At 72.8% G+C, this 21,050-nt stretch carries 18 protein-coding genes; 4 read left to right on the top strand and 14 right to left on the bottom strand.

Annotated elements, in window-relative coordinates; all coding sequences use genetic code 11:
* Window positions 1-108 precede the first annotated feature (108 nt).
* The 3 genes from ACZ42A_RS36985 to bldG form a co-directional block, all read right to left on the bottom strand.
* Window positions 109-2,523, bottom strand: a complete 2,415-nt coding sequence (locus tag ACZ42A_RS36985; protein WP_468531743.1) for a sodium-translocating pyrophosphatase — start codon at window positions 2,521-2,523, stop codon at window positions 109-111.
* 265 nt (window positions 2,524-2,788) lie between these two features.
* Entirely contained in the window at window positions 2,789-3,223 is a 435-nt protein-coding gene (locus tag ACZ42A_RS36980) for an ATP-binding protein (RefSeq protein ID WP_468531742.1), read from the bottom strand.
* Window positions 3,224-3,326: 103 nt separating this feature from the next.
* On the bottom strand, window positions 3,327-3,668 hold the full coding sequence (gene bldG / locus ACZ42A_RS36975) for an anti-sigma factor antagonist BldG (RefSeq protein ID WP_043502848.1): 342 nt from the start codon (window positions 3,666-3,668) through the stop codon (window positions 3,327-3,329).
* An 80-nt stretch (window positions 3,669-3,748) separates the two neighbouring features.
* Between bldG and ACZ42A_RS36970 the strand changes: the two genes are divergently transcribed.
* The gene (locus ACZ42A_RS36970; RefSeq protein ID WP_468531741.1) at window positions 3,749-6,244 is read left to right on the top strand and encodes a DEAD/DEAH box helicase; all 2,496 of its coding nucleotides are present in this window, start codon (window positions 3,749-3,751) and stop codon (window positions 6,242-6,244) included.
* On the opposite strand, the gene ACZ42A_RS36965 is transcribed toward ACZ42A_RS36970, so the two are convergent.
* From ACZ42A_RS36965 to ssd, 7 genes are all read right to left on the bottom strand, one after another.
* A complete protein-coding gene (locus ACZ42A_RS36965; protein WP_468531740.1) occupies window positions 6,168-6,608 on the bottom strand; it encodes an Rv3654c family TadE-like protein in 441 nt (146 codons plus the stop codon). The two genes, ACZ42A_RS36970 and ACZ42A_RS36965, sit on opposite strands and share 77 nt — an antisense overlap.
* A gap of 299 nt (window positions 6,609-6,907) precedes the next feature.
* Window positions 6,908-7,288, bottom strand: coding sequence for a TadE family type IV pilus minor pilin (locus ACZ42A_RS36960; protein ID WP_468531739.1), 381 nt, complete (start codon window positions 7,286-7,288; stop codon window positions 6,908-6,910).
* On the bottom strand, window positions 7,275-7,493 hold the full coding sequence (locus ACZ42A_RS36955) for a DUF4244 domain-containing protein (RefSeq protein WP_468531738.1): 219 nt from the start codon (window positions 7,491-7,493) through the stop codon (window positions 7,275-7,277). The genes ACZ42A_RS36960 and ACZ42A_RS36955 overlap by 14 nt, the downstream gene beginning before the upstream one ends.
* A gap of 57 nt (window positions 7,494-7,550) precedes the next feature.
* On the bottom strand, window positions 7,551-8,345 hold the full coding sequence (locus ACZ42A_RS36950; RefSeq protein ID WP_468531737.1) for a type II secretion system F family protein: 795 nt from the start codon (window positions 8,343-8,345) through the stop codon (window positions 7,551-7,553).
* Window positions 8,342-9,223: a type II secretion system F family protein gene (locus ACZ42A_RS36945; protein WP_468531736.1), complete on the bottom strand. Its 882-nt coding sequence runs from the start codon at window positions 9,221-9,223 to the stop codon at window positions 8,342-8,344. The genes ACZ42A_RS36950 and ACZ42A_RS36945 overlap by 4 nt, the downstream gene beginning before the upstream one ends.
* Window positions 9,216-10,496 (bottom strand): TadA family conjugal transfer-associated ATPase, encoded by a 1,281-nt coding sequence (locus tag ACZ42A_RS36940; RefSeq protein ID WP_468531735.1) that lies wholly within the window; start codon window positions 10,494-10,496, stop codon window positions 9,216-9,218. Before ACZ42A_RS36940 ends, ACZ42A_RS36945 begins: the two co-directional genes overlap by 8 nt.
* A complete protein-coding gene (gene ssd / locus ACZ42A_RS36935; protein WP_468531734.1) occupies window positions 10,493-11,596 on the bottom strand; it encodes a septum site-determining protein Ssd in 1,104 nt (367 codons plus the stop codon). The genes ACZ42A_RS36940 and ssd overlap by 4 nt, the downstream gene beginning before the upstream one ends.
* Window positions 11,597-12,196: 600 nt before the next feature.
* Between ssd and ACZ42A_RS36930 the strand changes: the two genes are divergently transcribed.
* Window positions 12,197-13,027, top strand: coding sequence for an HAD family hydrolase (locus ACZ42A_RS36930; protein ID WP_468531733.1), 831 nt, complete (start codon window positions 12,197-12,199; stop codon window positions 13,025-13,027).
* Between the two features lie 330 nt (window positions 13,028-13,357).
* Here ACZ42A_RS36930 and ACZ42A_RS36925 read toward each other — a convergent pair whose 3' ends face one another.
* Complete coding sequence (locus ACZ42A_RS36925; RefSeq protein WP_468531732.1) at window positions 13,358-14,182, bottom strand: Fic family protein; 825 nt, start codon at window positions 14,180-14,182, stop codon at window positions 13,358-13,360.
* A gap of 101 nt (window positions 14,183-14,283) precedes the next feature.
* Here ACZ42A_RS36925 and ACZ42A_RS36920 point away from each other — a divergent pair, with 101 nt between their 5' ends.
* Entirely contained in the window at window positions 14,284-15,264 is a 981-nt protein-coding gene (locus tag ACZ42A_RS36920) for an ATP-binding protein (protein WP_468531731.1), read from the top strand.
* A gap of 43 nt (window positions 15,265-15,307) precedes the next feature.
* On the opposite strand, the gene ACZ42A_RS36915 is transcribed toward ACZ42A_RS36920, so the two are convergent.
* Window positions 15,308-16,579, bottom strand: coding sequence for a polysaccharide deacetylase family protein (locus ACZ42A_RS36915; protein WP_468531730.1), 1,272 nt, complete (start codon window positions 16,577-16,579; stop codon window positions 15,308-15,310).
* A 351-nt stretch (window positions 16,580-16,930) separates the two neighbouring features.
* Between ACZ42A_RS36915 and ACZ42A_RS36910 the strand changes: the two genes are divergently transcribed.
* Window positions 16,931-19,546, top strand: a complete 2,616-nt coding sequence (locus tag ACZ42A_RS36910) for a SulP family inorganic anion transporter (protein ID WP_468531729.1) — start codon at window positions 16,931-16,933, stop codon at window positions 19,544-19,546.
* A gap of 54 nt (window positions 19,547-19,600) precedes the next feature.
* On the opposite strand, the gene ACZ42A_RS36905 is transcribed toward ACZ42A_RS36910, so the two are convergent.
* A complete protein-coding gene (locus ACZ42A_RS36905) occupies window positions 19,601-20,215 on the bottom strand; it encodes a flagellar basal body-associated FliL family protein (RefSeq protein ID WP_468531728.1) in 615 nt (204 codons plus the stop codon).
* Complete coding sequence (locus ACZ42A_RS36900) at window positions 20,212-20,820, bottom strand: RNA polymerase sigma factor (protein WP_468531727.1); 609 nt, start codon at window positions 20,818-20,820, stop codon at window positions 20,212-20,214. Before ACZ42A_RS36900 ends, ACZ42A_RS36905 begins: the two co-directional genes overlap by 4 nt.
* Window positions 20,821-21,050 lie beyond the last annotated feature (230 nt).

Raw genomic sequence — 21,050 nt, 5'->3', positions numbered from 1 at the left:
CGAGGAGAGAGAGGTCTCGGTGCAGAAGGGGAAGGGGGGGGGGGGGGGGGGGTCACCCCCCACCCCCCCCCCCCCCCCCGCCCCTTGGCCGGTGCGAGACCCGGTTCCCTACGAAACCGCCGCCGCGTCGGGCGACTTGGAGCCCGACCCGGCCCCGCCCTCGTCGCCCATCGCGATCCCGCGCCGCTTGGACACGTACACCGCGCCCACGATCACCAGGAACGCGACCACCGCGACCAGGACCCGGACGCCCAGGTTCTCGTCGGCGCCGTAGGAGAACTTGATCACCGCCGGTGCGATCAGCAGCGACACCAGGTTCATCACCTTCAGCAGCGGGTTGATCGCCGGACCCGCGGTGTCCTTGAAGGGGTCGCCGACCGTGTCGCCGATCACCGTCGCGGCATGGGCGTCACTGCCCTTGCCGCCGTGGTGGCCGTTCTCGACCAGCTTCTTGGCGTTGTCCCAGGCGCCGCCGGAGTTCGCGAGGAACACCGCCATCAGGGTGCCCGCGCCGATCGCGCCCGCGAGATAGGCGCCCAGCGCGCCGACGCCCAGCGTGAACCCGATGAAGATCGGCGCCATGACCGCGAGCAGACCGGGTGTGGCCAGCTCCCGCAGCGCGTCCTTCGTACAGATGTCGACGACCTTCCCGTACTCCGGTTTCTCGCTGTAGTCCATGATCCCGGGATGCTCGCGGAACTGCCGCCGCACCTCGAACACCACCGAACCCGCCGAGCGCGACACGGCGTTGATGGCCAGTCCGGAGAAGAGGAAGACGACCGCCGCGCCCGCGATCAGGCCGACGAGGTTGTTGGGCTGCGAGATGTCCATCGCCAGGCTCAGCGGCGCGCCCTCGCCGGCCAGCTTCTCGCCGACGTCGCGTGCGCCGGTGGTGATGGCGTCCCGGTACGACCCGAAGAGCGCCGACGCCGCGAGCACGGCGGTGGCGATGGCGATGCCCTTGGTGATGGCCTTCGTGGTGTTGCCGACGGCGTCCAGGTTGGTGAGCACCTGCGCGCCCGCCCCGTGGACGTCGCCGGACATCTCGGCGATGCCCTGCGCGTTGTCGGAGACCGGCCCGAAGGTGTCCATCGCGACGATCACACCGACCGTGGTGAGCAGTCCGGTGCCGGCCAGCGCCACCGCGAACAGCGCCAGCATGATCGACGTACCGCCGAGCAGGAAGGCCCCGTAGACGCCGAGGCCGATCAACAGGGCGGTGTAGACGGCCGATTCGAGGCCGACCGAGATACCGGCGAGGACGACGGTGGCGGGGCCGGTGAGCGAGCTCCTGCCGATGTCCCGCACCGGGCGGCGGTTGGTCTCCGTGAAGTAGCCGGTGAGCTGCTGGATGACGGCGGCGAGCACGATGCCGATCGCCACCGCGACCAGCGCGAGGATCCGCGGGTCGCCGGCCTTCGCCAGGATCGCCTCGTCGGTCACCCCGTCCAGCTCTGAGTACTTCCCCGGCAGATAGACGAAGACCGCGACCGCCACCAGCGCCAGCGAGATCACCGCGGAGATGAAGAAGCCGCGGTTGATCGCGCTCATCCCGCTGCGGTCGGCGCGCCGCGGGGCGACCGCGAAGATGCCGATCATCGCGGTGATCACGCCGATCGCGGGGACGAGCAGCGGGAAGGCCAGGCCCGCGTCGCCGAACGCCGCGGTGCCCAGGATCAGCGCGGCCACCAGGGTGACGGCGTACGACTCGAAGAGGTCGGCCGCCATGCCCGCGCAGTCGCCGACGTTGTCGCCCACGTTGTCGGCGATGGTCGCGGCATTGCGCGGATCGTCCTCCGGAATGCCCTGCTCGACCTTGCCGACCAGGTCGGCGCCGACGTCGGCGGCCTTGGTGAAGATGCCGCCGCCGACCCGCATGAACATCGCGATCAGCGCCGCGCCGAGGCCGAAGCCCTCCAGCACCTTCGGCGCGTCGGCCGCGTACACCAGCACCACACAGGAGGCGCCCAGCAGACCGAGCCCCACCGTGAACATGCCGACGACGCCGCCCGTACGGAAAGCGATCTTCATCGCTTTGTGCGAGACGGCGGTGAGATCCTTTTCCGGCTCACCCGGCGCGGGCGTCGCCTCCCGGGCCGCCGCGGCGACCCGCACATTGCTGCGTACGGCCAGCCACATGCCGATATAACCGGTGGCCGCCGAGAACGCCGCGCCGATCAGGAAGAACACCGACCGTCCGGCACGCTGATTCCAGTCGTCCGCGGGCAGCAGCATGAGCAGGAAGAACACGATCACGGCGAATACGCCGAGCGTGCGCAGCTGCCGGGCCAGATAGGCGTTCGCGCCCTCCTGCACCGCGGCCGCGATCTTCTTCATGCTGTCGGTGCCCTCGCCGGCCGCGAGCACCTGGCGCAGCAGCGCTCCGGCGACCAGGAGCGCAGCCAGCGCCACGGCCCCGATGACCACCACTATCGCTCGGTTGCCATCGGTGAGCACCGCGGCCGCGAGGGCTGTGGAGTGATCCAGCTGATCGAGCTGATCTGGAGAAGAAAGCCCCGCCATTCGTCCTCCTTGACGCTTGGGCTGAGCTCAAGATGTGGACGGATTCTAGAGATCTGTTCCGGATCAAAACAGTACGCGGGAAACGGAATCGGTACACCCCGACGGACTCCGAGTAATGCCCCGAAAGCATTGTGGGCCATTCGGGTGATCGGAAATTGATCGTGAATTGATTCACGAATTCTCGGGCGCCTTGCGCCGTCCGTGGGAAAAACAGCGAAGGCCCTGCTCGGCAGGGCCCTCGGAGGTCGTGCGGTGAGGAGGTGCGTCAGGGGAGCACCGCGGTCGGCGGGGGTGTGGTCGGCCAGGTCATACGGATGGAACCGCCGTCCGCGCCCGTGCTGACCTCCACGTCGTCGACGAGACCGCTGATGACCGCGAGGCCCATCTCGTCCTCCTCGGCCTCCGCGTCGGGCTCGTCGGCCGCGTCGGGCGTGCCCTCGTGCACCGGATGCGGAGCCTCGTCGCCGACCTCGATGGAGAACTGTTTCTCCTCCTCGATCAGGAGCACCCGCACCGGCGCGGTGATACCGCTGTTCTGGTGCAGTCCGACCGCGCGGGAGCAGGCCTCGCCGACGGCCAGCCGCACCTCGTCGAGGACGGCCTCGTCCACTCCGGCCTTGCGGGCGACGGAAGCGGCCACCAGCCGGGCGGTCCTGACATGTCCGGGGACCGCACTGAAGCGGAGCTCAACGGTGGCCATGCATCCCCCTCGGAGCTACGGGCGTGCTGTCGAAGGTCCGGGCCGCCGAAAGCCCGGACCCCCTTGCTTCCACTCTGCGGTCCGGGCCACGGCCCGGACCGGATCAGTCGGTGGCCGCCACCGCGTCCTCGACCGAGGTGTGAATCGGGAACACCTTGGTGAGGCCGGTGATACGGAAGATCTTCAGAATGCGCTCCTGGTTGCAGACCAGGCGCAGCGAGCCCTCATGGGCACGCACGCGCTTCAGGCCGCCGACCAGCACGCCGAGCCCGGTGGAGTCGAGGAAGTCCACGCCCTCCATGTCGACGACGAGGTGGAAACTGCCGTCGTTCACCAGCTCGACCAGCTGCTCGCGCAGCTTGGGCGCGGTATATACGTCGATTTCGCCACCGACCCTGACGATCGTGCGATCGCCCACGGTCTCGGTCGACAGGGACAGGTCCACGGATCCTCCAGCACCTTGCTATCGAGCGGTCGCCCTCGGGGCATCTCGGCTGCAGCCCCCAAGACGGTTCGCCAGCCGCGATGGCATTCAATCACTTACCGGCAGGCGTGCACGACGCCTTGGTCCCATTGTCCGTCACGCCGGTGACACACTCGGTGCCGATGGCCAAGAATCACCGATCCGATCGATCCCCGGCGGACCCCGTGTCCCGCCTCGCGCCGGGCACGCTCCTGGACCGGCTCGCCTCCGGGCCGAGCCGGGCTTCGCGCATCACTCATACGGAGCACTTGCCCCCGCGCGAGGGCCGCCATGCCGTCTGGCCGGACCGGATCCGCCCGGAGGTCATCGCCGCGGTGCAGGCGGCGGGCATCGCACACCCCTGGGCCCACCAGGCACGCGCCGCCGAGCACGCCCTGGACGGCGACTCGGTGGTGGTCGCCACCGGCACCGCCTCCGGCAAGTCCCTGGCCTATCTGGTCCCGGTGTTCTCCACCCTCCTGGACGGCTCGGAGGCCCCGAACGGCCGCGGCGCCACCGCCCTCTACCTGGCGCCCACCAAGGCGCTCGCGGCGGATCAGTGCCGGTCGGTGAAGGAACTTTCACAACCTTTGAGCCATGCCGTTCGGCCGGCCGTGTACGACGGCGACACGCCGTACGAGGAACGCGAGTGGATCCGCCAGTACGCCACCTACGTCCTCACCAACCCCGACATGCTGCACCGCGGCATATTGCCGTCCCACCCGCGCTGGTCCTCCTTCCTCAAGGCGCTCAAGTACGTCGTGATCGACGAGTGCCACACCTACCGGGGCGTCTTCGGCTCCCACGTCGCCCAGGTGCTGCGCCGGCTGCGCCGCCTGTGCGCCCGCTACGGCGCCGACCCGGTCTTCCTGCTGGCCTCCGCGACCGCCGCCGAGCCCGCGGTCGCCGCCCGCCGGCTGACCGGCCTGCCGGTGGTGGAGGTCGCCGACGACGCCTCCCCGCGCGGGGAGCTGGTGTTCGCACTGTGGGAGCCCCCGCTCACCGAGATGCAGGGCGAGAAGGGCGCCCCGGTCCGCCGTACCGCCACCGCCGAGACCGCCGACCTGCTCACCGACCTCACCCTCCAGGGGGTGCGCTCGGTCGCCTTCGTCCGCTCCCGGCGCGGCGCCGAGCTGATCTCGGTCATCGCCCAGGAACGGCTCGCCGAGATCGACCGCTCGCTGGTCCGGCGTGTCGCGGCCTACCGGGGCGGCTACCTCCCGGAGGAGCGCCGCGCCCTGGAACGCGCCCTGCACTCCGGCGAACTCCTCGGCCTCGCCGCCACCACCGCCCTGGAACTCGGCGTCGACGTCTCCGGCCTGGACGCCGTCGTGATCGCCGGTTATCCCGGCACCCGCGCGTCCCTGTGGCAGCAGGCCGGCCGCGCGGGCCGCTCCGGGCAGGGCGCCCTCGCCGTCCTGGTCGCCCGTGACGACCCCCTGGACACCTTCCTCGTCCACCACCCGGAGGCCCTGTTCGACCGGCCCGTGGAGTCCACGGTGCTCGACCCGGACAACCCCTACGTCCTCGCCCCGCACCTGTGCGCGGCCGCCGCGGAGCTTCCGCTGACCGAGGACGACCTGGCGCTGTTCGGGCCCGAGGCCGCCGATCTGCTCCCGCAGTTGGAGGCCGCGAAGCTGCTGCGCCGCCGCACCAGGGCCTGGCACTGGACCCGCCGGGAGCGGGCCGCCGACCTCACCGACATCCGCGGCGAGGGCGGGCGCCCGGTCCAGATCGTCGAATCGGGCACCGGCCGGCTGCTCGGCACCGTCGACGAGGGCGCCGCGCACAGCACCGTCCACGAGGGCGCCGTCCACCTCCACCAGGGCCGCACCTATCTCGTCCGCTCACTCGACCTGGACGACTCGGTCGCCTTGGTCGAGGAGGCGAACCCGCCCTACTCCACGGTCGCCCGCGACACGACGACGATCTCCATCCTGGAGACGGACACCGAGATCCCCTGGGGCGAGGGCCGCCTCTGCTACGGCTCCGTCGAAGTCACCAACCAGGTCGTCTCCTTCCTCCGCCGGCGCCTCATCACCGGCGAGGTCCTCGGCGAGACCAAACTCGACCTCCCTCCTCGTACGCTGCGCACCCGCGCGGTGTGGTGGACGGTCACCGAGGACCAGCTCGACGAGGCCCGCGTCAACCCCGAGATCCTCGGCGGCGCGCTGCACGCCGCCGAACACGCGTCGATCGGCATGCTCCCGCTCTTCGCCACCTGCGACCGCTGGGACATCGGCGGCGTGTCGATCCCGCTGCACCCCGACACGCTCCTGCCGACGGTCTTCGTCTACGACGGCCACCCCGGCGGCGCGGGCTTCGCCGAGCGCGCCTTCCACACCGCCCGCGCCTGGCTGACCGCCACCCGCCAGGCCATCGCCTCCTGCGAGTGCGACGCCGGCTGCCCGTCCTGCATCCAGTCCCCCAAGTGCGGCAACGGCAACGACCCGCTGCACAAGAGGGGCGCCGTACGGCTGCTCACGGTGCTGCTGCGGGGGGCGCCGGAGGAGAAGCCGCCCGGAGCGGAGGGACCGGAGGGTCCGAAGGGGCCATAGCACTCGGCAGCGCCTGCCGGAGGGGCGGAGCCGGGAAGGCCGGGGCCGGGAGTCCCGGTGCCGTTCCCGCCGGGCCCGCCCGCGCCCGGACCTCCGCCGCGAACGGCTCCGATCCCGCCGCCACCGACACGTCGGAGATCTCGCCGACGAGCGCGCACCGCACGAGCCGCGTGCCCTGCGCCCGCGCCACCCGGTCCGCCCGAGCGCAGGCCTCGGCGGTGCCGCGCGCCCAGTGGTCCGCCGCCGCGAGCGCCGCGAGGTCCGCGCCGCCGGCCGCGCGGTGCCGGGCCACCACCGCCTGCCCCAGAGCGAGCACGACGCCGAACACCACGCACAGCACGGCGATCACCCCGACGCTCCACACGGTGGCCGACCCGCGATCAGCCTCCCGAGTGCGGCCCCGCCGTCCTCGATCGGCCTCATGAGCATGGCCCCGCTGCCCCCGTTCAGCCTCACCGACGCGGCTCCGGCACCCTCGATCAACCTCACGGACGCGGCCCCGCCGTGCCCGATCGGCCGCACAGACGCGGCACTGGCACCCTCGATCAGCCGCACGGACGCGGCCCCGGCACCCCCGATCAGCCGCACAGGCGCGTCCTCGGCAGCCCCGATCGGCTCTCCGAAGGCCTCCCGGCCGCCCCGCATCGGCCCCTTGAAGGCGGCTCACGACGCTCCCTCCCCGTGTGCCGTCCCCTCCACCGACGCCACGGCCTCCTCGCGCACCTCGAACGGCAGATCGCCCAGCACCGGCGGCTCGACGGCCACCACGACCCTGACCTGGTCCCCCTCCCGGGCGACCGTGACCTTCGCGCCGCGGGGCGCCGCCTCCCGGGCCACCGCGGCGACCGCGTCGGCCGGGTCCTGGCGGGCCGCCGCGCGGGCGCCGGTGCGGGCCGCGTCCACGCACTGGATCTGCGCGGCCACCACCAGCAGGCCCCACACCAGCGCCATCGCGACCGCCACCAGCACCGGCAGCACCACGGCCGACTCCGCCGTCACGAACCCCTGGTCACGGCGGGCCCGCCGCCCCTCACATACCCGCATCGAGGGCCTGCTTCACGATGCTGTGCAGCTGCGCACTGACCTGCCCGCTGGTCACCACCTTGTAGAGCAGCACCGCGAAACCCGCCGCCGCGACGATGCCCACCGCGTACTCGGAGGTGACCATCCCGGCGTCCTTCCGGACACCGCCCATCCCGCGCACCGCACCCACCAGGGCCCGCACCCACACCCGTACCACCTTGCTCATTCCAACCTCCGTGAGATTCCTCGTGCTTGTCCTCGTCCGTCCCTGGATCGCCGCCGCTCATCCACCACCCCCGCCCATCACCTCGCCCGCCATCCCGATCACCACGGGCAGCACGCCGACCGCGAGGAACGCGGGCAGGAAGCACAGCCCCACCGGCGCCGTCACCAGGACCGCCGCCCGCCGGGCCCGTACCGTCGCGGAGCGCGCCCAGCCGGCACGGGCGTCGGCCGCGAGCCGGGCGGCCGGTCCGGCGGCGGGCAGCCCCGAGACATCGGCCCGTTCCAGCAGCCGCGCCAGACCCCCGGCGCCCGGGATCGCGCCCAACGCCCGCCACGCCTCCGTGGGTTCGCCGCCCAGCCGCACCTCCGCCGCGCCCCGCGCCAGCGCCTGCCCCACCGGTCCGCCCAGCGCCTCGCCCACGGCCTGCGCGGCCGTCACGGGCGCCGCGCCGGCGGCGACGCAGGCGGCCACCAGGTCGGCGGCTAGGGGCAGTTGCCGGGTGGCCGCGCGGGCGTCGGGCACCGCGCCGGCCGCCGTCCGCCGCTGTCGTCGGCGCCACCGTCGTAGGGCCACGGCCGCCACCAGCCCCACCGGGAGCCCGGTGAGCCCGCCGACCAGCGCCCACCCGGCCCCTGCCACGGCCACCTCGGGCAGCAGACGCCGCACCGCACGAAGCACGTCCACACGTGGCCTCGCGGTCCGGGTCTCCCAGGTCCCCAGGGGGAGCAGCTCCGCCAGCCGCCGCCGTACCCGACGCCGGCGCCGCACCGCCGCCGCCCGGTGCACCAGCCACCCCAGCACCAGCGCGACCCCCAGGAGCACCCCCAGCCTGTGGACAACCTCCGCGCTCATGCCGCCTCCTCCGCTCCCCGGACGATCCGCAACACCCACCACAGCCCCACGGCCTCCAGCACCGCGCCGAGCACCAGGCAGGCCAGGCCGGGCCCCGTGTGCAGCAGCACGTGCAGGGGGTCTGCGCCGAGGGCGGTGCCCAGGAGGAGGCCCAGGGCCGGGAGCGCGGCGAGCATCGCGGCGGTGGCACGGGCACCGGCCAACTGGGCGCGCAGTTCGGCGCGTTGATCGCGTTCGGCGCGCAGGGCCGCCTCCAGCCGGTCGAGTCCGGCCGCGAGGCCCGCGCCGTGGTCCACGGCCACCCGCCAGCACGCGGCGAGTCCCAGCAGACCGTCGGCCCCCGGTTGCCGGGCCGCCACGGCGAGCGCCCCCGGCACCTCGCCGCCGAACCGGGCCGCGGCCAGCACCGCCGCGTGGGCCTCGGCGAGCCCTCTGGTGTCCCGCGCGGCCCGCAGCAGCGCCTCGCCCGGCTGCCGCCCGGCCCGCACCTCCCCGGCCAGCGCCCCGCACAGGGCGATCACCGCGTCGCCCCGGCGTTCCCGGGCCCGCCGTGCGTCCCGGGCCAGCCGCGCCCGGCGCAGCAGCGGCACCCCGGCCGCCCCCGCGACGACCGGCAGCACCGAGGAGCCCAGCACCGCCAGCAGCAGACCGACGACCGCCGCCCACCACTCGGCCCGGAACCGCCCACGCAGCCGCCGCGGTAGATCCGCCCGACGCCACCACGGCACCGGCGGCCCGGTACCCACCGTCCCGCCGCCCGCGAGCAGCAGCCGCGCCCGGCGAGCCCCTGCGTGCGGGCCACCCATCGCCCAGGCCGCGGCCCCGGCACACAGCACCGCCGCGCTCATCGCCGTCTCCCCTACCGCCATCTCACCCATGTCCCGCTCCCTCGATCCCCGCGGCGGTCTCACGCACATCCCGCTCCCTCGGTCCCTCATCGCTCGACTCGTCCCACTCACCCCACTCGTCCCGCAGCAGCTCCCGCAGCCGATCCCAGCCCCGCTCGCGGACGAATCCCCGCGCGCCCCATCGCAGCGCCGGCATCGTCCGCACCAGCCCGGTCGGGTCCCGCTCCAGCACCCGCACCTCGGCGATCCGGCGCCGTCCGGTCCGGTCGCGCACCAGGTGCAGGACGACCGACAGCGCCGCCGCCAGCTGGCTGTGCAGCGCGGCCCGGTCGAGCCCCGCGGCGGTGCCCAGGGCCTCCAGCCGGGCCGGCACATCGGCGGCGGCGTTGGCGTGCACGGTGCCGCAGCCGCCTTCGTGACCGGTGTTCAACGCGGCCAGCAGATGGACCACTTCGGCACCGCGCACCTCCCCGACGACCAATCGGTCCGGCCGCATCCGCAGCGCCTGGCGCACCAGGTCCTCGAGCGTGACCAGGCCCGCGCCCTCCTGGTTGGCGGGCCGGGTCTCCAGCCGGACGACATGCGGATGGTCCGGCCGCAGCTCGGCGGAGTCCTCGGCGAGCACGATCCGCTCGCCCGGCCCGACCAGCCCCAGCAGCGCGCTGAGCAGGGTCGTCTTGCCGCTGCCGGTGCCACCGCTGATCAGGAAGGACAGCCTGGCCCGCAGCAGCGCGCGCAGCACCCGGTCACCGCCCGGCGGCACGGTGCCCGCCGCGACCAACTCGTCGAGCGTGAACGCGCGCGGCCGGACCACCCGCAGCGCCAGACACGTGCAGCCGACCGCGACCGGCGGCAGCACCGCGTGCAGCCGGGTCCCGTCGGGCAGCCGGGCGTCGACCCAGGGCCGGGCGTCGTCGAGCCGCCGCCCCGCCACGGCGGCCAGACGCTGCGCGAGCCGTCGTACGGCGCCCGCGTCCGGGAAGGCCACGGAGGTCAGCTGCAGTCCGCCGCCTCGGTCCACCCAGACCCGGTCCGGGGCCGAGACCAGGACGTCGGTCACCGACGGATCGGCGAGCAGCGGCTCCAGCGGTCCGCTGCCGACCAGCTCGGACCGCAACCGCTCGGCCGTGCCGAGGACTTCGGCGTCACCGAGCACCCGCCCCTGTTCGCGCAGCGCCTGCGCCACCCGCGCGGGCGTGGGCTCGGCCCCGTGCTCGGCCAGCCACTGCCGTACGCCGTCCAGCAGCGGCACGGGAAGGGCCGGTGCACCGCCCGACGCCGCCCCGGAGTACCCGCCGTTCATGCCGCCCCCGCCTCGACCAGCGCCCGCTCCCAGAACTCCTTGCAGAACCGCGCCAGCGGCCCGCGTCCGCCCGCGGCGGGCGGCGTCTTGCCGTCGACCGCGCGCACCAGCCCGGATTCGACCGGGACTTCTCCGGCGAGCGGCAGTCCGAGCAGCCGGGCCACCTCGCGGTCGTCCAGGCCGGGGGCGTACGGCCCGCGGACCGCGACCCGCAGATCGCGCAGCACCATGCCGACGGCGGAGGCCACCCGGCCGGCCGCGGCGACGGCGCGCAGCTCGGCGGGGACCACGAGGATGCCGATGTCGAGCTGGGCGAGGACTTCGGCGACGCCGTCGTCGATCCGGCGGGGCAGGTCGACGACGACCGTGCCGCCGCGGCGCCGGGCGGCGGCGAGCACCGCCCGCACCGCCTGCGGGGCAATGGCCAGGCAGTCGCCCCGGTCCCAGCTGAGCACCCGCAGCGCGTGCAGCTCGGGCAGCGACTCCTCGAGGGCGCCGCTGCCGACCCGGCCGCGCGAGGCGGCGAAGGCCGGCCAGCGCAGGCCTTCGGCGGTCTCGCCGCCGAGGAGGACGTCAAGCCCGCCGCCGAGCGGGTCGGCGTCCACCAGCAGGGTGCGCAGGCCCTCCCGCGCGGAGGTGACGGCGAGGGCACACGCGAGCGTGGAGGCTCCGGCGCCGCCCCGGCCGCCGATGACGCCGACGGTGAGCGCCGGCCGGCCGACGCCCTCGGCGACGTCGGCGATGCGGTCGACCAGCCACTGCTCGCCGTCGGGCAGCATCAGGACGTGGTCGGCGCCGATCTCCACCGCACGCCGCCATACCCCGGGGTCGTCCTGGTCCCGCCCGACGAGCACCACCCCTCCTCTGCGCGAGGTGCCGCGCACCCGCCGCGCGGCGTCGTCGCCGACCAGGACGAGCGGCGCGGCCTCCCAGCCGCCGCCGCGCTCGGGTGGCCCGTGATGGACCTCGGGTGTGGCTCCGGCCGCCGCGCACAGGCGCAGCAGGTCGTCGAGGAGTTCGGCGTCCTCGGTGACGATCAGCGGCCTGCCCGGCCGCCCTCCGGCGGCGGACGGCTGGTCCTGTGTGCTGGTTCCGGCCATGGCGGATGTCCCCCTTCGCTGCCCGACTGCGTCGCTCGCGGACCCCGGCGGGCCCGCGTTTGCGACCGATGAAGAACCGGTGATGCGGCCCGCCCATATGAGCGGCCGACGGAAACCGGCCATACACGCGCCACAAACGGAACCGGCCAGGAACTAGCCGGAGCGAGGCGCGTGGGAATCACGATGCGGCGAACGCGGAAATGATGTGGATCTTGGTCGATAACTGTGGACAACTCGATGCCTGTGAATATCGCCGTCACCCATACCGGTGAGCGCCGGACGCCTCCGCACCATCTCCTGTGCGACTGCCGCAGAGCAGTCCGATGGCTACACAGCGTGACGGATCAGACGCATACGGAAGAGGCGGTCGCAGTCGCCCGAAGGCGCCGCCACCGCCGCGCTGTGAAGGGAAAAACCCACCCGGACATGCGACGACCCCCGCCGGGGGGGAGAGCGGGGGTCGTCCCCACGGCCGACTCGGGGGGGGAGGAGTCGGACCGGGTTAGCACGGTCGCGAACGATCCGTGACTTCCATGGTGTACCCGAGAGCCCTCTCAGGCAAACCCACGCGCCCCACCTTACGCCGAATGGGCTGCGCCTATGCTCAGGATCGTGGAAAACCACTCCTTGCCCCGCACAGCGGCCTTCTTTGACCTGGACAAGACGGTCATTGCGAAGTCCAGCACGCTCACCTTCAGCAAGTCGTTCTACCAAGGCGGGCTGATCAACCGACGGGCCGCCTTGCGTACCGCATATGCCCAGTTCGTCTTCCTCGTCGGCGGTATGGACCACGACCAGATGGAACGGACGCGCGAGTATCTGTCCCGGCTCGTCCGCGGCTGGAACGTCCAGCAGGTCAAGGAGATCGTCGCCGAGACCCTGCACGACCTCATCGACCCCCTCATCTACGACGAGGCCGCCTCGCTCATCGAGGAGCACCACACCGCCGGCCGCGACGTGGTGATCGTCTCCACGTCGGGAGCCGAGGTGGTCGAACCGATCGGCGAGCTGCTGGGCGCCGACCGGGTGGTGGCCACCCGGATGGTCGTAGGTGAGGACGGCTGCTACACCGGCGAGGTCGAGTACTACGCCTACGGCCCCACGAAGGCGGAGGCGATCAGGGAACTCGCCGCGTCCGAGGGGTACGACCTGGCGCGCTGCTACGCGTACAGCGACTCGGTGACCGACCTGCCGATGCTGGAGTCCGTGGGCCATCCGCACGCCGTGAACCCGGACCGCGCACTGCGCCGGGAGGCCGTCGCACGCGGCTGGCCGATCCTCGATTTCCACCGTCCGGTCCGGCTCAAACAGCGCATCCCCGCCTTCTCCGTACCGCCGCGGCCCGCCCTGGTCGCGGCGGCGGCGATAGGAGCGGCGGCGGCAACCGCGGGCCTCGTCTGGTACGCCAGTCGGCGCCGGACAGCCATTTAGGTCCTGTTTGAACCTAAAAGTAAAGAAGTAGAGCCACCACTTCCGCTTGCTCACGTGCTGGAGTACAAAGGACTCAACGGCCCGCGAGACCAAGGACATCCGAGAGGATCACCTTAGATACGCAATTGGCCCCACGGACCGAAGCATGAACACCGGGCACCCACGCGACGTCGACCCGTCGATTACGGGCCAGCCGCACCAGGTAAGGGCAAAGATCCCGACCTGATGGGCGACATTTCGAGGACGCTTGGTAACTCGGTGATCATGCCAGCGGCGGTACGAATCCTCGTACCGCCGCAACCCCGTTACCGGCCCCCTCGGGGGCCGTTTTCACGCCGCGCCGCGCTGCAGCGCCTCGCACACCGCCGTCGACTCGCGCGCGCCCAGCCCGACCGCCTTGCCGCAGTGCGCGATCCAGGCCGCCATGCCCTCCGGGGTGCCGGACAGATAGCCGTCGAACGCCGCCAGATAGGCGTCCCGCCCCAGCTCGGCGTGGCCGACCTCGGCCGGACAGACGGACTTCGGGTCCAGGCCACTGCCGACCAGGACGATCCGCTCGGCCGTGCGCGCGACCAGGCCGTTGTGGGAGACGAAGGGGCGCAGCGCGAGCAGCTCGCCATGCACGACGGCGGCGGTGACCAGCGCCGGAGCCGAGCCTCCCGCGATGATCAGCTCGGACAGCCCCTCCAGGCGCGCCGACACCTCGGCGGCGCTCGGCAGCGGCTGCTCGATCAGCGGCTCGTCGACCGGCTCGCCCTGCTGCCGCGGTCGGCCCACCTGGTCGGCGTTGTCGGCCGCCGCCACCAGGTGCAGGCGGGCCAGCACCCGCAGCGGGGACTGCCGCCAGATGGACAGCAGCTGCCCGGCCTCGGCGGTCAGCCGCAGCGCCGCGCCCATGGTGCGTGCCTCGGCGTCACCGCTGAAGTCGGTGCGTCGACGCACCTCCTCCAGGGCCCAGTCGGCGCCGGACAGCGCCGCCGAGCCGCGGGCGCCGCGCAGGGCCGCCTCGGAGGTGATCTCGTTGCTGCGGCGCCGCATGATCCGGTGCCCGTAGACCCGGTCCACGGCTTTGCGTACGGACTCCACGGACTCGGCCACCCCGGGCAGTGCGCCCAGAGCCGCGAGAGGATCGGCGGTCGCGCCTGTCGTACTCATGAGTACGACATTACGCACCCCGGGCCCGGACCCCACGAAGGAGTGGTCTTCTTCACGTCGGGCCCGCGCGCGGGGGGACCGCGCCACTACTCTTACTGAACATGAAAATTGCTTTCGTCGGGAAGGGCGGGAGCGGTAAGACCACCCTGTCCTCCCTGTTCATCCGCCACCTCGCAGCCACCGGCGCGCCGGTCGTCGCGGTCGACGCCGACATCAACCAGCACCTGGGGGTCGCGCTCGGCCTCGACGAGGCGGAGTCCGCGGCCCTGCCCGCGATGGGCGACCACCTGCCGCTGATCAAGGACTATCTGCGCGGCGACAACCCGCGGATCCCCTCCGCCGCGACGATGATCAAGACCACGCCGCCCGGCGAGGGCTCGCGGCTGCTGCGGGTGTGCGAGGACAACCCGGTCTACGACGCCTGCGCCCGGCCGGTGGAACTCGACGGTGGCGCCGTCCGTTTGATGGTCACCGGCCCCTTCACGGAAGCCGACCTGGGGGTCGCCTGCTACCACTCCAAGACAGGAGCGGTGGAGCTGTGCCTGAACCACCTCGTCGACGGCCCCGACGAGTACGTCGTGGTCGACATGACCGCGGGGTCCGACTCCTTCGCCTCCGGGATGTTCACCCGCTTCGACATCACGTTCCTCGTCGCCGAGCCGACCCGGAAGGGGGTCTCCGTCTACCGCCAGTACAAGGAGTACGCCCGCGACTTCGGCGTCGAGCTGAAGGTCGTCGGCAACAAGGTGCAGGGCCAGGACGACCTCGACTACCTGCGCGAGCAGGTCGGGGAGGACCTGCTCGTCACGGTCGGGCACTCCGACTGGGTGCGCGCCATGGAGAAGGGCCGTCCGCCGCGGTTCGACCTCCTGGAGGACGTCAACCGCCGCGCCCTGCGGACCCTTCAGGAGGCCGCCGACGCGACGTACGCCACGCGCGACTGGGAGCGCTACACGCGCCAGATGGTGCACTTCCATCTGAAGAACGCCCGGTCCTGGGGCAACGAGCGCACCGGGGCCGACCTGGCGGCGCAGGTCGACCCCGGCTTCGTGCTCGGCGAGAGCGTGGCGGCGAACGCGTGACGGCCGCGCCGACGCCCCTCCCCCAGCCGCCGGTCCTGGTCCGCTAGCCCATGTCCGCCGGTGCCCCGGGGACGCCCTTCGGGGCCGGGGCCGGGCGGCCGGAGAGGAAGGACGCCCAGCCCTGCTTCGGGGCCTCGCCGACCTTCAGCGTGCGCAGCTTCGCGAGGGTCTGCGGGTCCTGGGCGTCCAGCCAGTCGGCCAGCTGCCGGAAGGAGACACAGCGCACCTCGGCCTTGGTGCACACCTGCTCGATGACCTCTTCGACGGCGCGCATGTAGGTGCCGCCGTTCCAGGACTCGAAGTGGTTGCCGATGATCAGCGGAGCGCGGTTGCCGTCGTAGGCCCGCCGGAAGCCGGCGAGCAGGCCGTCACGCATCTGGTCGCCCCATACCTCGTACTTGTCCGGGTCGCCCTGGGTGGTGGTGCCGGACTGGTTGACCATGAAGTTGTAGTCCATGGTCAGCTGCTCATAGGAGTGCCCGGGGAACGGCACCAGCTGCATCGACAGGTCCCACAGGCCCTCCTTCTTCCCCGGCCAGACCTGGTCGTTGACCCCGCTGGTGTCGTAGCGGAAGCCCAGCTCGCGGGCGGCCTTCATGAAGTTCTCCTGGCCCTCCAGGCAGGGGGTGCGGGCGCCGATCAGCTCCTTGTCGTAGTCGAAGGGCAGGGGCGCCTCCTTGGTCATCCCGGTGTGGGTCTTCCAGGACCTCACGAAGTGCTTGGCCTGGGCGATCTCGTCCTTCCACTCCTCCACCGACCACTCGCCCACCCCGCCGCCCTTGCCGCAGAAGTGGCCGTTGAAGTGGGTGCCGATCTCGTTGCCCTCCAGCCAGGCCAGCCGCAGCTGCTTGACGGTGTCGGCGATGCCCTGCCGGTCGTTGAAGCCGATGTCGGAGCGGCCCGGTGAGTGCTGCGGCGGCCTGTAGAGGTCGGCCTTGTCCTCCGGCAGCAGATACACCCCGCTGAGGAAGTACGTCATCGTGGCGTTGTTCGCCTTGGCCACCTCGCGGAAGTGGGAGAACAGCCGCTGGCTGTCCTCGCCGGCACCGTCCCAGGAGAACACCACGAACTGCGGCGGCCGCTGGCCGGGCTTCAGGCGCTCCGGCCTGGGCAGATGCGGCTGGGCACCAGTGAACGCGGTGGAGCCGTCGCCGATCAGCCGGAGCGGGCCGTTCGGGGCCTGGGCCGCCTCCGGCTTCTGGGGCCCGGGTGCGCCCTCCTTCGCACCGTCGGGGCCGGCCGAGCAACCGGCGAGCGACACGGCGCAGACCGCGGCGACCACGGCACCCGCGGCGATCCTGTGAGTGGCGGCCATCTTCCGCCCACCTTCTTCCTTCTCTCGGGCCAACGCCGCTGCGGCGTTTCGAGCGATGTGCAGCTGGATGCACCGATGTGCCGGGAAAGCCCGACAGCGCCGCCAAGGTCGCACGGGACCGAGAAGGAATTAGTACGACAAGCCGATCAAAGGCTCAGTTCACTCTCCGGAGTGATTAAGTGACCCATTTGCCGGGATAATCCATGCCTGACCTTTACTCTGCATTACGATTCGTTTACTGAGAGTTGATTCATCCCGCCGCTGCACGCCGTGATCCACGGCCGCGACCGACCCGCCGCCCGGCGGGACCAACCTGTTCCGCGACCGCTGCCCCCGGAGGAGACGGGAAACATGTCAGCCTGCGTCCCCACGCGCCCCACCGACCCCCACCAGTCGAACCGCGACCACCAGCCGCACAGCCCGCCGGCCCGGCGCCACCGCCGCTTCCGGATCGCCGGCGCCGATGTGTCGGCCGCCATCGCGGTCTTCCTGATCGCCCTGCCGCTGTCCCTCGGTATCGCCCTGGCCACCGGCGCCCCGCTCCAGGCGGGCCTCGTCGCCGCGGCCGTGGGCGGCCTCGTCGCCGGCCGGTTCGGCGGCTCCCCGCTCCAGGTGAGCGGCCCCGCCGCCGGGCTCACGGTCGTCACCGCCGATCTCATCCACGTCTACGGATGGCGGACGACCTGCGCCATCACCGTCCTCGCCGGATTCGCCCAGCTCGGCCTCGGCTGTCTGCGCGTGGCCCGCACCGCCCTCGCGGTCAGCCCCGCCATCGTGCACGGCATGCTGGCCGGCATCGGCGTCACCATCGCCGTCGCCCAGCTGCACATCGTCCTCGGCGGCACCCCGCAGAGCGCCGTACTCGACAATCTGCGCGCGCTGCCCGCCCAGCTCGCGGACCTGCACCCCGCCGCCCTGTCGATGAGCGCGCTCACCCTGGCCCTGCTGTTCCTGTGGCCCCGGCTGCCCGGCCGGGCCGGACGGATGCTGCGCATGGCGCCGGCGCCGCTGATCGCCGTCGCCGGGGCCACCGCGACCGCCTCGCTCGCCGGGCTCACCCTGCCCAAGGTGGAGCTGCCGTCCTGGAGCAACCACGCGCTGGCCGGACTGCCGGAAGGGCCGGTGCTCGGCCTGATCGCGGCCGTGCTCACCATCACGCTGGTGTGCAGTGTGCAGTCGCTGCTCGGCGCGGTCGCGGTGGACAAGCTGGCCGCCGCCCGCCCCGGCCTGACCGGCCGGGTGCCGCGCTCCGACCTCGACCGCGAACTGCTCGGCCAGGGCGCCGCGAACATCGTCTCCGGCGGCCTCGGCGGACTGCCGATCGCGGGCGTCGCGGTGCGCAGTACGGCGAATGTGAACGCGGGCGCGGTCAGCCGGAACTCCACGATGCTGCACGGCGTTCTCGTAGTGATCGCCACGCTGCTGATGGTCCCGCTCCTGGAGCTGATCCCGCTCGCCACGCTCGCCGCCCTGGTGATGGCCGTCGGCATCCAGATGGTGTCCCTGCACCACATCCGCACGGTGACCCGCCACCGCGAGGTGCTGGTGTACGCCGTCACCACCCTCGGCGTGGTGCTGTTCGGCGTCCTGGAGGGCGTGGCGTTCGGCATCGCCGTGGCCGTCGCCGTCGCCCTGCACCGCCTCACCCGCACCCGGATCACGCACACGGAAGAGGAAGGAGTCCATCACGTCCATGTCAGAGGCCAGTTGACGTTCCTCGCGGTGCCCAGGCTGAGCCGAGCGCTGCATCTCGTCCCCCAAGGCACCGACGTCGTCGTGGAGTTGGACGGCTCCTTCATGGACCACGCGGCGTACGAGACCCTCCAGGACTGGCAGAACACGCACACCGCCCAGGGCGGCACCGTCGAACTGACCGGCCGCCGCGCCGGGATCCGCATCGCCGAGCCGGGCACTCCCACGGAGGACCCCTCCGGGACGAGTGAGGGAGACCCGGCGAGTTCCGCCGACTGCCGGTGCCGGCCCTGGACGCCGTGGCGCAACCACCAGTGCGAGTGGGACCGGCCGGGGGCCGAGGAGGCGCCGGGCGCGGGAGCGCACACGGGTCAGGGCAGCGGCTCCCACGGGCCCGAGGGCGCAGACTGCTCCGACGGCTCCGGCCACTCGGCCGAGTCCAAGGACTCGCGGAGGCCAGGGGGCTCAGAGGGCTCGAAGGGCTCGCAGAGCACGGCCACATCCACCGCAGCGACACCGGCCGACACCTCCGCCGCGCCCGGCGGCCCCGCCCTCACCCCGGGCACGACCCCGGCCACAGGTCCGAGCACCCGCGCCGGAGGTCATCAACTCGCCCGTGGCATCAGCGCGTTCCAGCGCAGGACCGCCCCGCTGGTGCGCGGCGAGCTGGCCCGGCTGGCGCGGGAGGGGCAGCGGCCGGTGCAGCTCTTCCTCACCTGCGCCGACTCGCGACTCGTCACCTCGATGATCACGTCCAGCGGCCCCGGAGACCTCTTCGTGGTGCGCAACGTGGGCAACCTGGTGCCGCTGCCCGGCGAGGAGAGCGGCGACGACTCGGTGGCGGCGGCCATCGAGTACGCGGTGGACGTGCTGAAGGTGCGGCACATCACCGTGTGCGGGCACTCCGGATGCGGGGCCATGCAGGCGCTGCTCAGCTCCGAGCCCGGCGGACCGCAGACGCCGCTCAAGCGGTGGCTTCGGCACGGGCTGCCGAGCGTGGAGCGGATGGCCGACGACAGCAGGCCCTGGGCGCGGCTCGCCGGGCGGCGGCCGGCCGACGCGGTCGAGCAGCTCTGCCTGACCAACGTCGTCCAGCAGTTGGAGCACCTGCGCGCCCACGAGTCGGTGACCCGCGCCCTGCGCGAGGGCGCGCTGGAGCTGCACGGGATGTACTTCCACGTGGGCGAGGCCCAGGCCTATCTGCTCACCGAGGCGTCCGGCGCGGAGGTCTTCGACCACGTGGCCGAGGCCGAGGATCTACGCAGCCCGGCGTAGCCCGCCGCCCCGCCCACCCGTGCCGACGCGTCGCGCACACCTGCGAGTCCCCGCTCAGCGGTGGCCGGACGGCTCCGCCGAGCGGGACTCCTGGTCACGGACGGGATTGCACGGGGCGATCTCGCCGCGGACGCCGTAGAAGCTGACGACCCGCTGGACGCTCCCGTCGGGCTGGCGCTGCCCGATCCTCTCGAAGGCCAGGGAGTCCCCGCGACGCAGGTTGATCGTCCAGATGGGCCCGTCGCCGCCGCTCCGGTCGAAGTGGCCGGAGATCGTCTCACCCCGGGGATGGGTGCACTGGTAGCCGTTCGGCACGTCGTCCACGGCCACGTGGATGCCCTGCTGCTTCAGCCGCTCGGCGAGCCCGTCCTGCAGGCCGCCGCCGAGGGAGATGTCGTTCACGGTGACGGTCACGGTGCCGTCCGGGTGCGGTTCCACGGCGTAGGCGGGCCTCTCGGCCGGGGAACCCGGCATCAGCACCCACGCGCCCGCGACGGCGGCGCAGACCAAGGCGACGAGGCCGAGCCGCGGCGCGGTGACGGCCGTACGACGGCGGCCCCGGGCGAGTGCCGGGACGGCCGCGGGGTCACTCGCCTCGCCCGCACGCCGGTCGATCTCGCGGCGCAGTTCCTCGAGCAGCCGGTCCTCGAAGGTCGTCCTGGTGGTCATGCCTCTCCCCCGGTTCCTCCGGCGACGTATGACAGGGATGTGCCGGGCGGCCCTCCGGCGGGCTCACGCGCCGCCTCCGCCCGCAGCGCCTTGCGCGCCCGGTGCAGCCGCACGCGCGCCGTCACCTGGCGGATGCCGAGCGCGGCGGCCGCCTCGGTGACCGTGAGCTGGTCGACCGCGATCAGCTCCAGCACCGCTCGTTCGCCCTCCGGCAGCCGGGCCAGCGCGGCGAGGGCGCGGCGGCCGGGCGACTCGGCGTCGAGCTTGTCCTCCAGGCGGGCGATGTCGTCGGCCTCCAGCAACCGCCGCCCGGAGATGCGCAGATCGCGCCGGGTCTCGCGGGCGCGGCGCCGGTGCTCCGAAGAGACGACGTTCCGCGCGATGCCGTACAGCCAGGCGCGCTCGCTGCCGAGCCCGGGGCGGTAGGTGTGGGCGGAGTCGAGGACCGCGAGGAACACCTCGGCCGTGAGGTCGGCAACCGTGTGGACGTCGGCGACACGCCGGGCCACGAAGGATGTCACGGCGTCGACATGGCGGCGGTAGAACTCCTCGAAGAGCTCGGGGTCCCCTACCGCCTCCGCGGGCCCGCCCCGTATGCCATCCACTGGCTGTCCCCTCTCGTCGGTTCTCGTCGGTTCTCGTCGGTCTCATCCGTCGCCTCCGATGCCGTCGGTGGCGCTTCACCCGTACTTGGCCGCGCATGTGAAAGGCGTTACAGCCGCTGAACTCGACGCCCGCCCCATCCGTGGGTACGGATGACCGCGACCGCCGTAATCGATCACCGCACAGGACCGAGCCACAGGTCTAAACCAATTTCCCGACGACCCTTGTCATC

This window comes from Streptomyces sp. NPDC030838 (genome assembly GCF_055572035.1).
This window is presented reverse-complemented; position numbering and strand designations above follow the sequence as displayed.

Excerpts from the sequence above, each read along its gene's own strand:
- ACZ42A_RS36925 (WP_468531732.1), bottom strand. The coding sequence starts at position 14,182 with ATGAGTACGACAGGCGCGACCGCCGATCCTCTCGCGGCTCTGGGCGCA.
- ACZ42A_RS36915 (WP_468531730.1), bottom strand. The coding sequence starts at position 16,579 with ATGGCCGCCACTCACAGGATCGCCGCGGGTGCCGTGGTCGCCGCGGTC.
- ACZ42A_RS36910 (WP_468531729.1), top strand. The coding sequence starts at position 16,931 with ATGTCAGCCTGCGTCCCCACGCGCCCCACCGACCCCCACCAGTCGAAC.
- ACZ42A_RS36985 (WP_468531743.1), bottom strand. The coding sequence starts at position 2,523 with ATGGCGGGGCTTTCTTCTCCAGATCAGCTCGATCAGCTGGATCACTCC.
- ACZ42A_RS36920 (WP_468531731.1), top strand. The coding sequence starts at position 14,284 with ATGAAAATTGCTTTCGTCGGGAAGGGCGGGAGCGGTAAGACCACCCTG.
- ssd (WP_468531734.1), bottom strand. The coding sequence starts at position 11,596 with ATGGCCGGAACCAGCACACAGGACCAGCCGTCCGCCGCCGGAGGGCGG.
- ACZ42A_RS36980 (WP_468531742.1), bottom strand. The coding sequence starts at position 3,223 with ATGGCCACCGTTGAGCTCCGCTTCAGTGCGGTCCCCGGACATGTCAGG.
- ACZ42A_RS36955 (WP_468531738.1), bottom strand. The coding sequence starts at position 7,493 with ATGAGCAAGGTGGTACGGGTGTGGGTGCGGGCCCTGGTGGGTGCGGTG.
- ACZ42A_RS36930 (WP_468531733.1), top strand. The coding sequence starts at position 12,197 with ATGCTCAGGATCGTGGAAAACCACTCCTTGCCCCGCACAGCGGCCTTC.
- ACZ42A_RS36905 (WP_468531728.1), bottom strand. The coding sequence starts at position 20,215 with ATGACCACCAGGACGACCTTCGAGGACCGGCTGCTCGAGGAACTGCGC.
- ACZ42A_RS36970 (WP_468531741.1), top strand. The coding sequence starts at position 3,749 with ATGGCATTCAATCACTTACCGGCAGGCGTGCACGACGCCTTGGTCCCA.
- ACZ42A_RS36940 (WP_468531735.1), bottom strand. The coding sequence starts at position 10,496 with ATGAACGGCGGGTACTCCGGGGCGGCGTCGGGCGGTGCACCGGCCCTT.
- ACZ42A_RS36950 (WP_468531737.1), bottom strand. The coding sequence starts at position 8,345 with ATGAGCGCGGAGGTTGTCCACAGGCTGGGGGTGCTCCTGGGGGTCGCG.
- ACZ42A_RS36960 (WP_468531739.1), bottom strand. The coding sequence starts at position 7,288 with ATGCGGGTATGTGAGGGGCGGCGGGCCCGCCGTGACCAGGGGTTCGTG.
- ACZ42A_RS36945 (WP_468531736.1), bottom strand. The coding sequence starts at position 9,223 with ATGGGTGAGATGGCGGTAGGGGAGACGGCGATGAGCGCGGCGGTGCTG.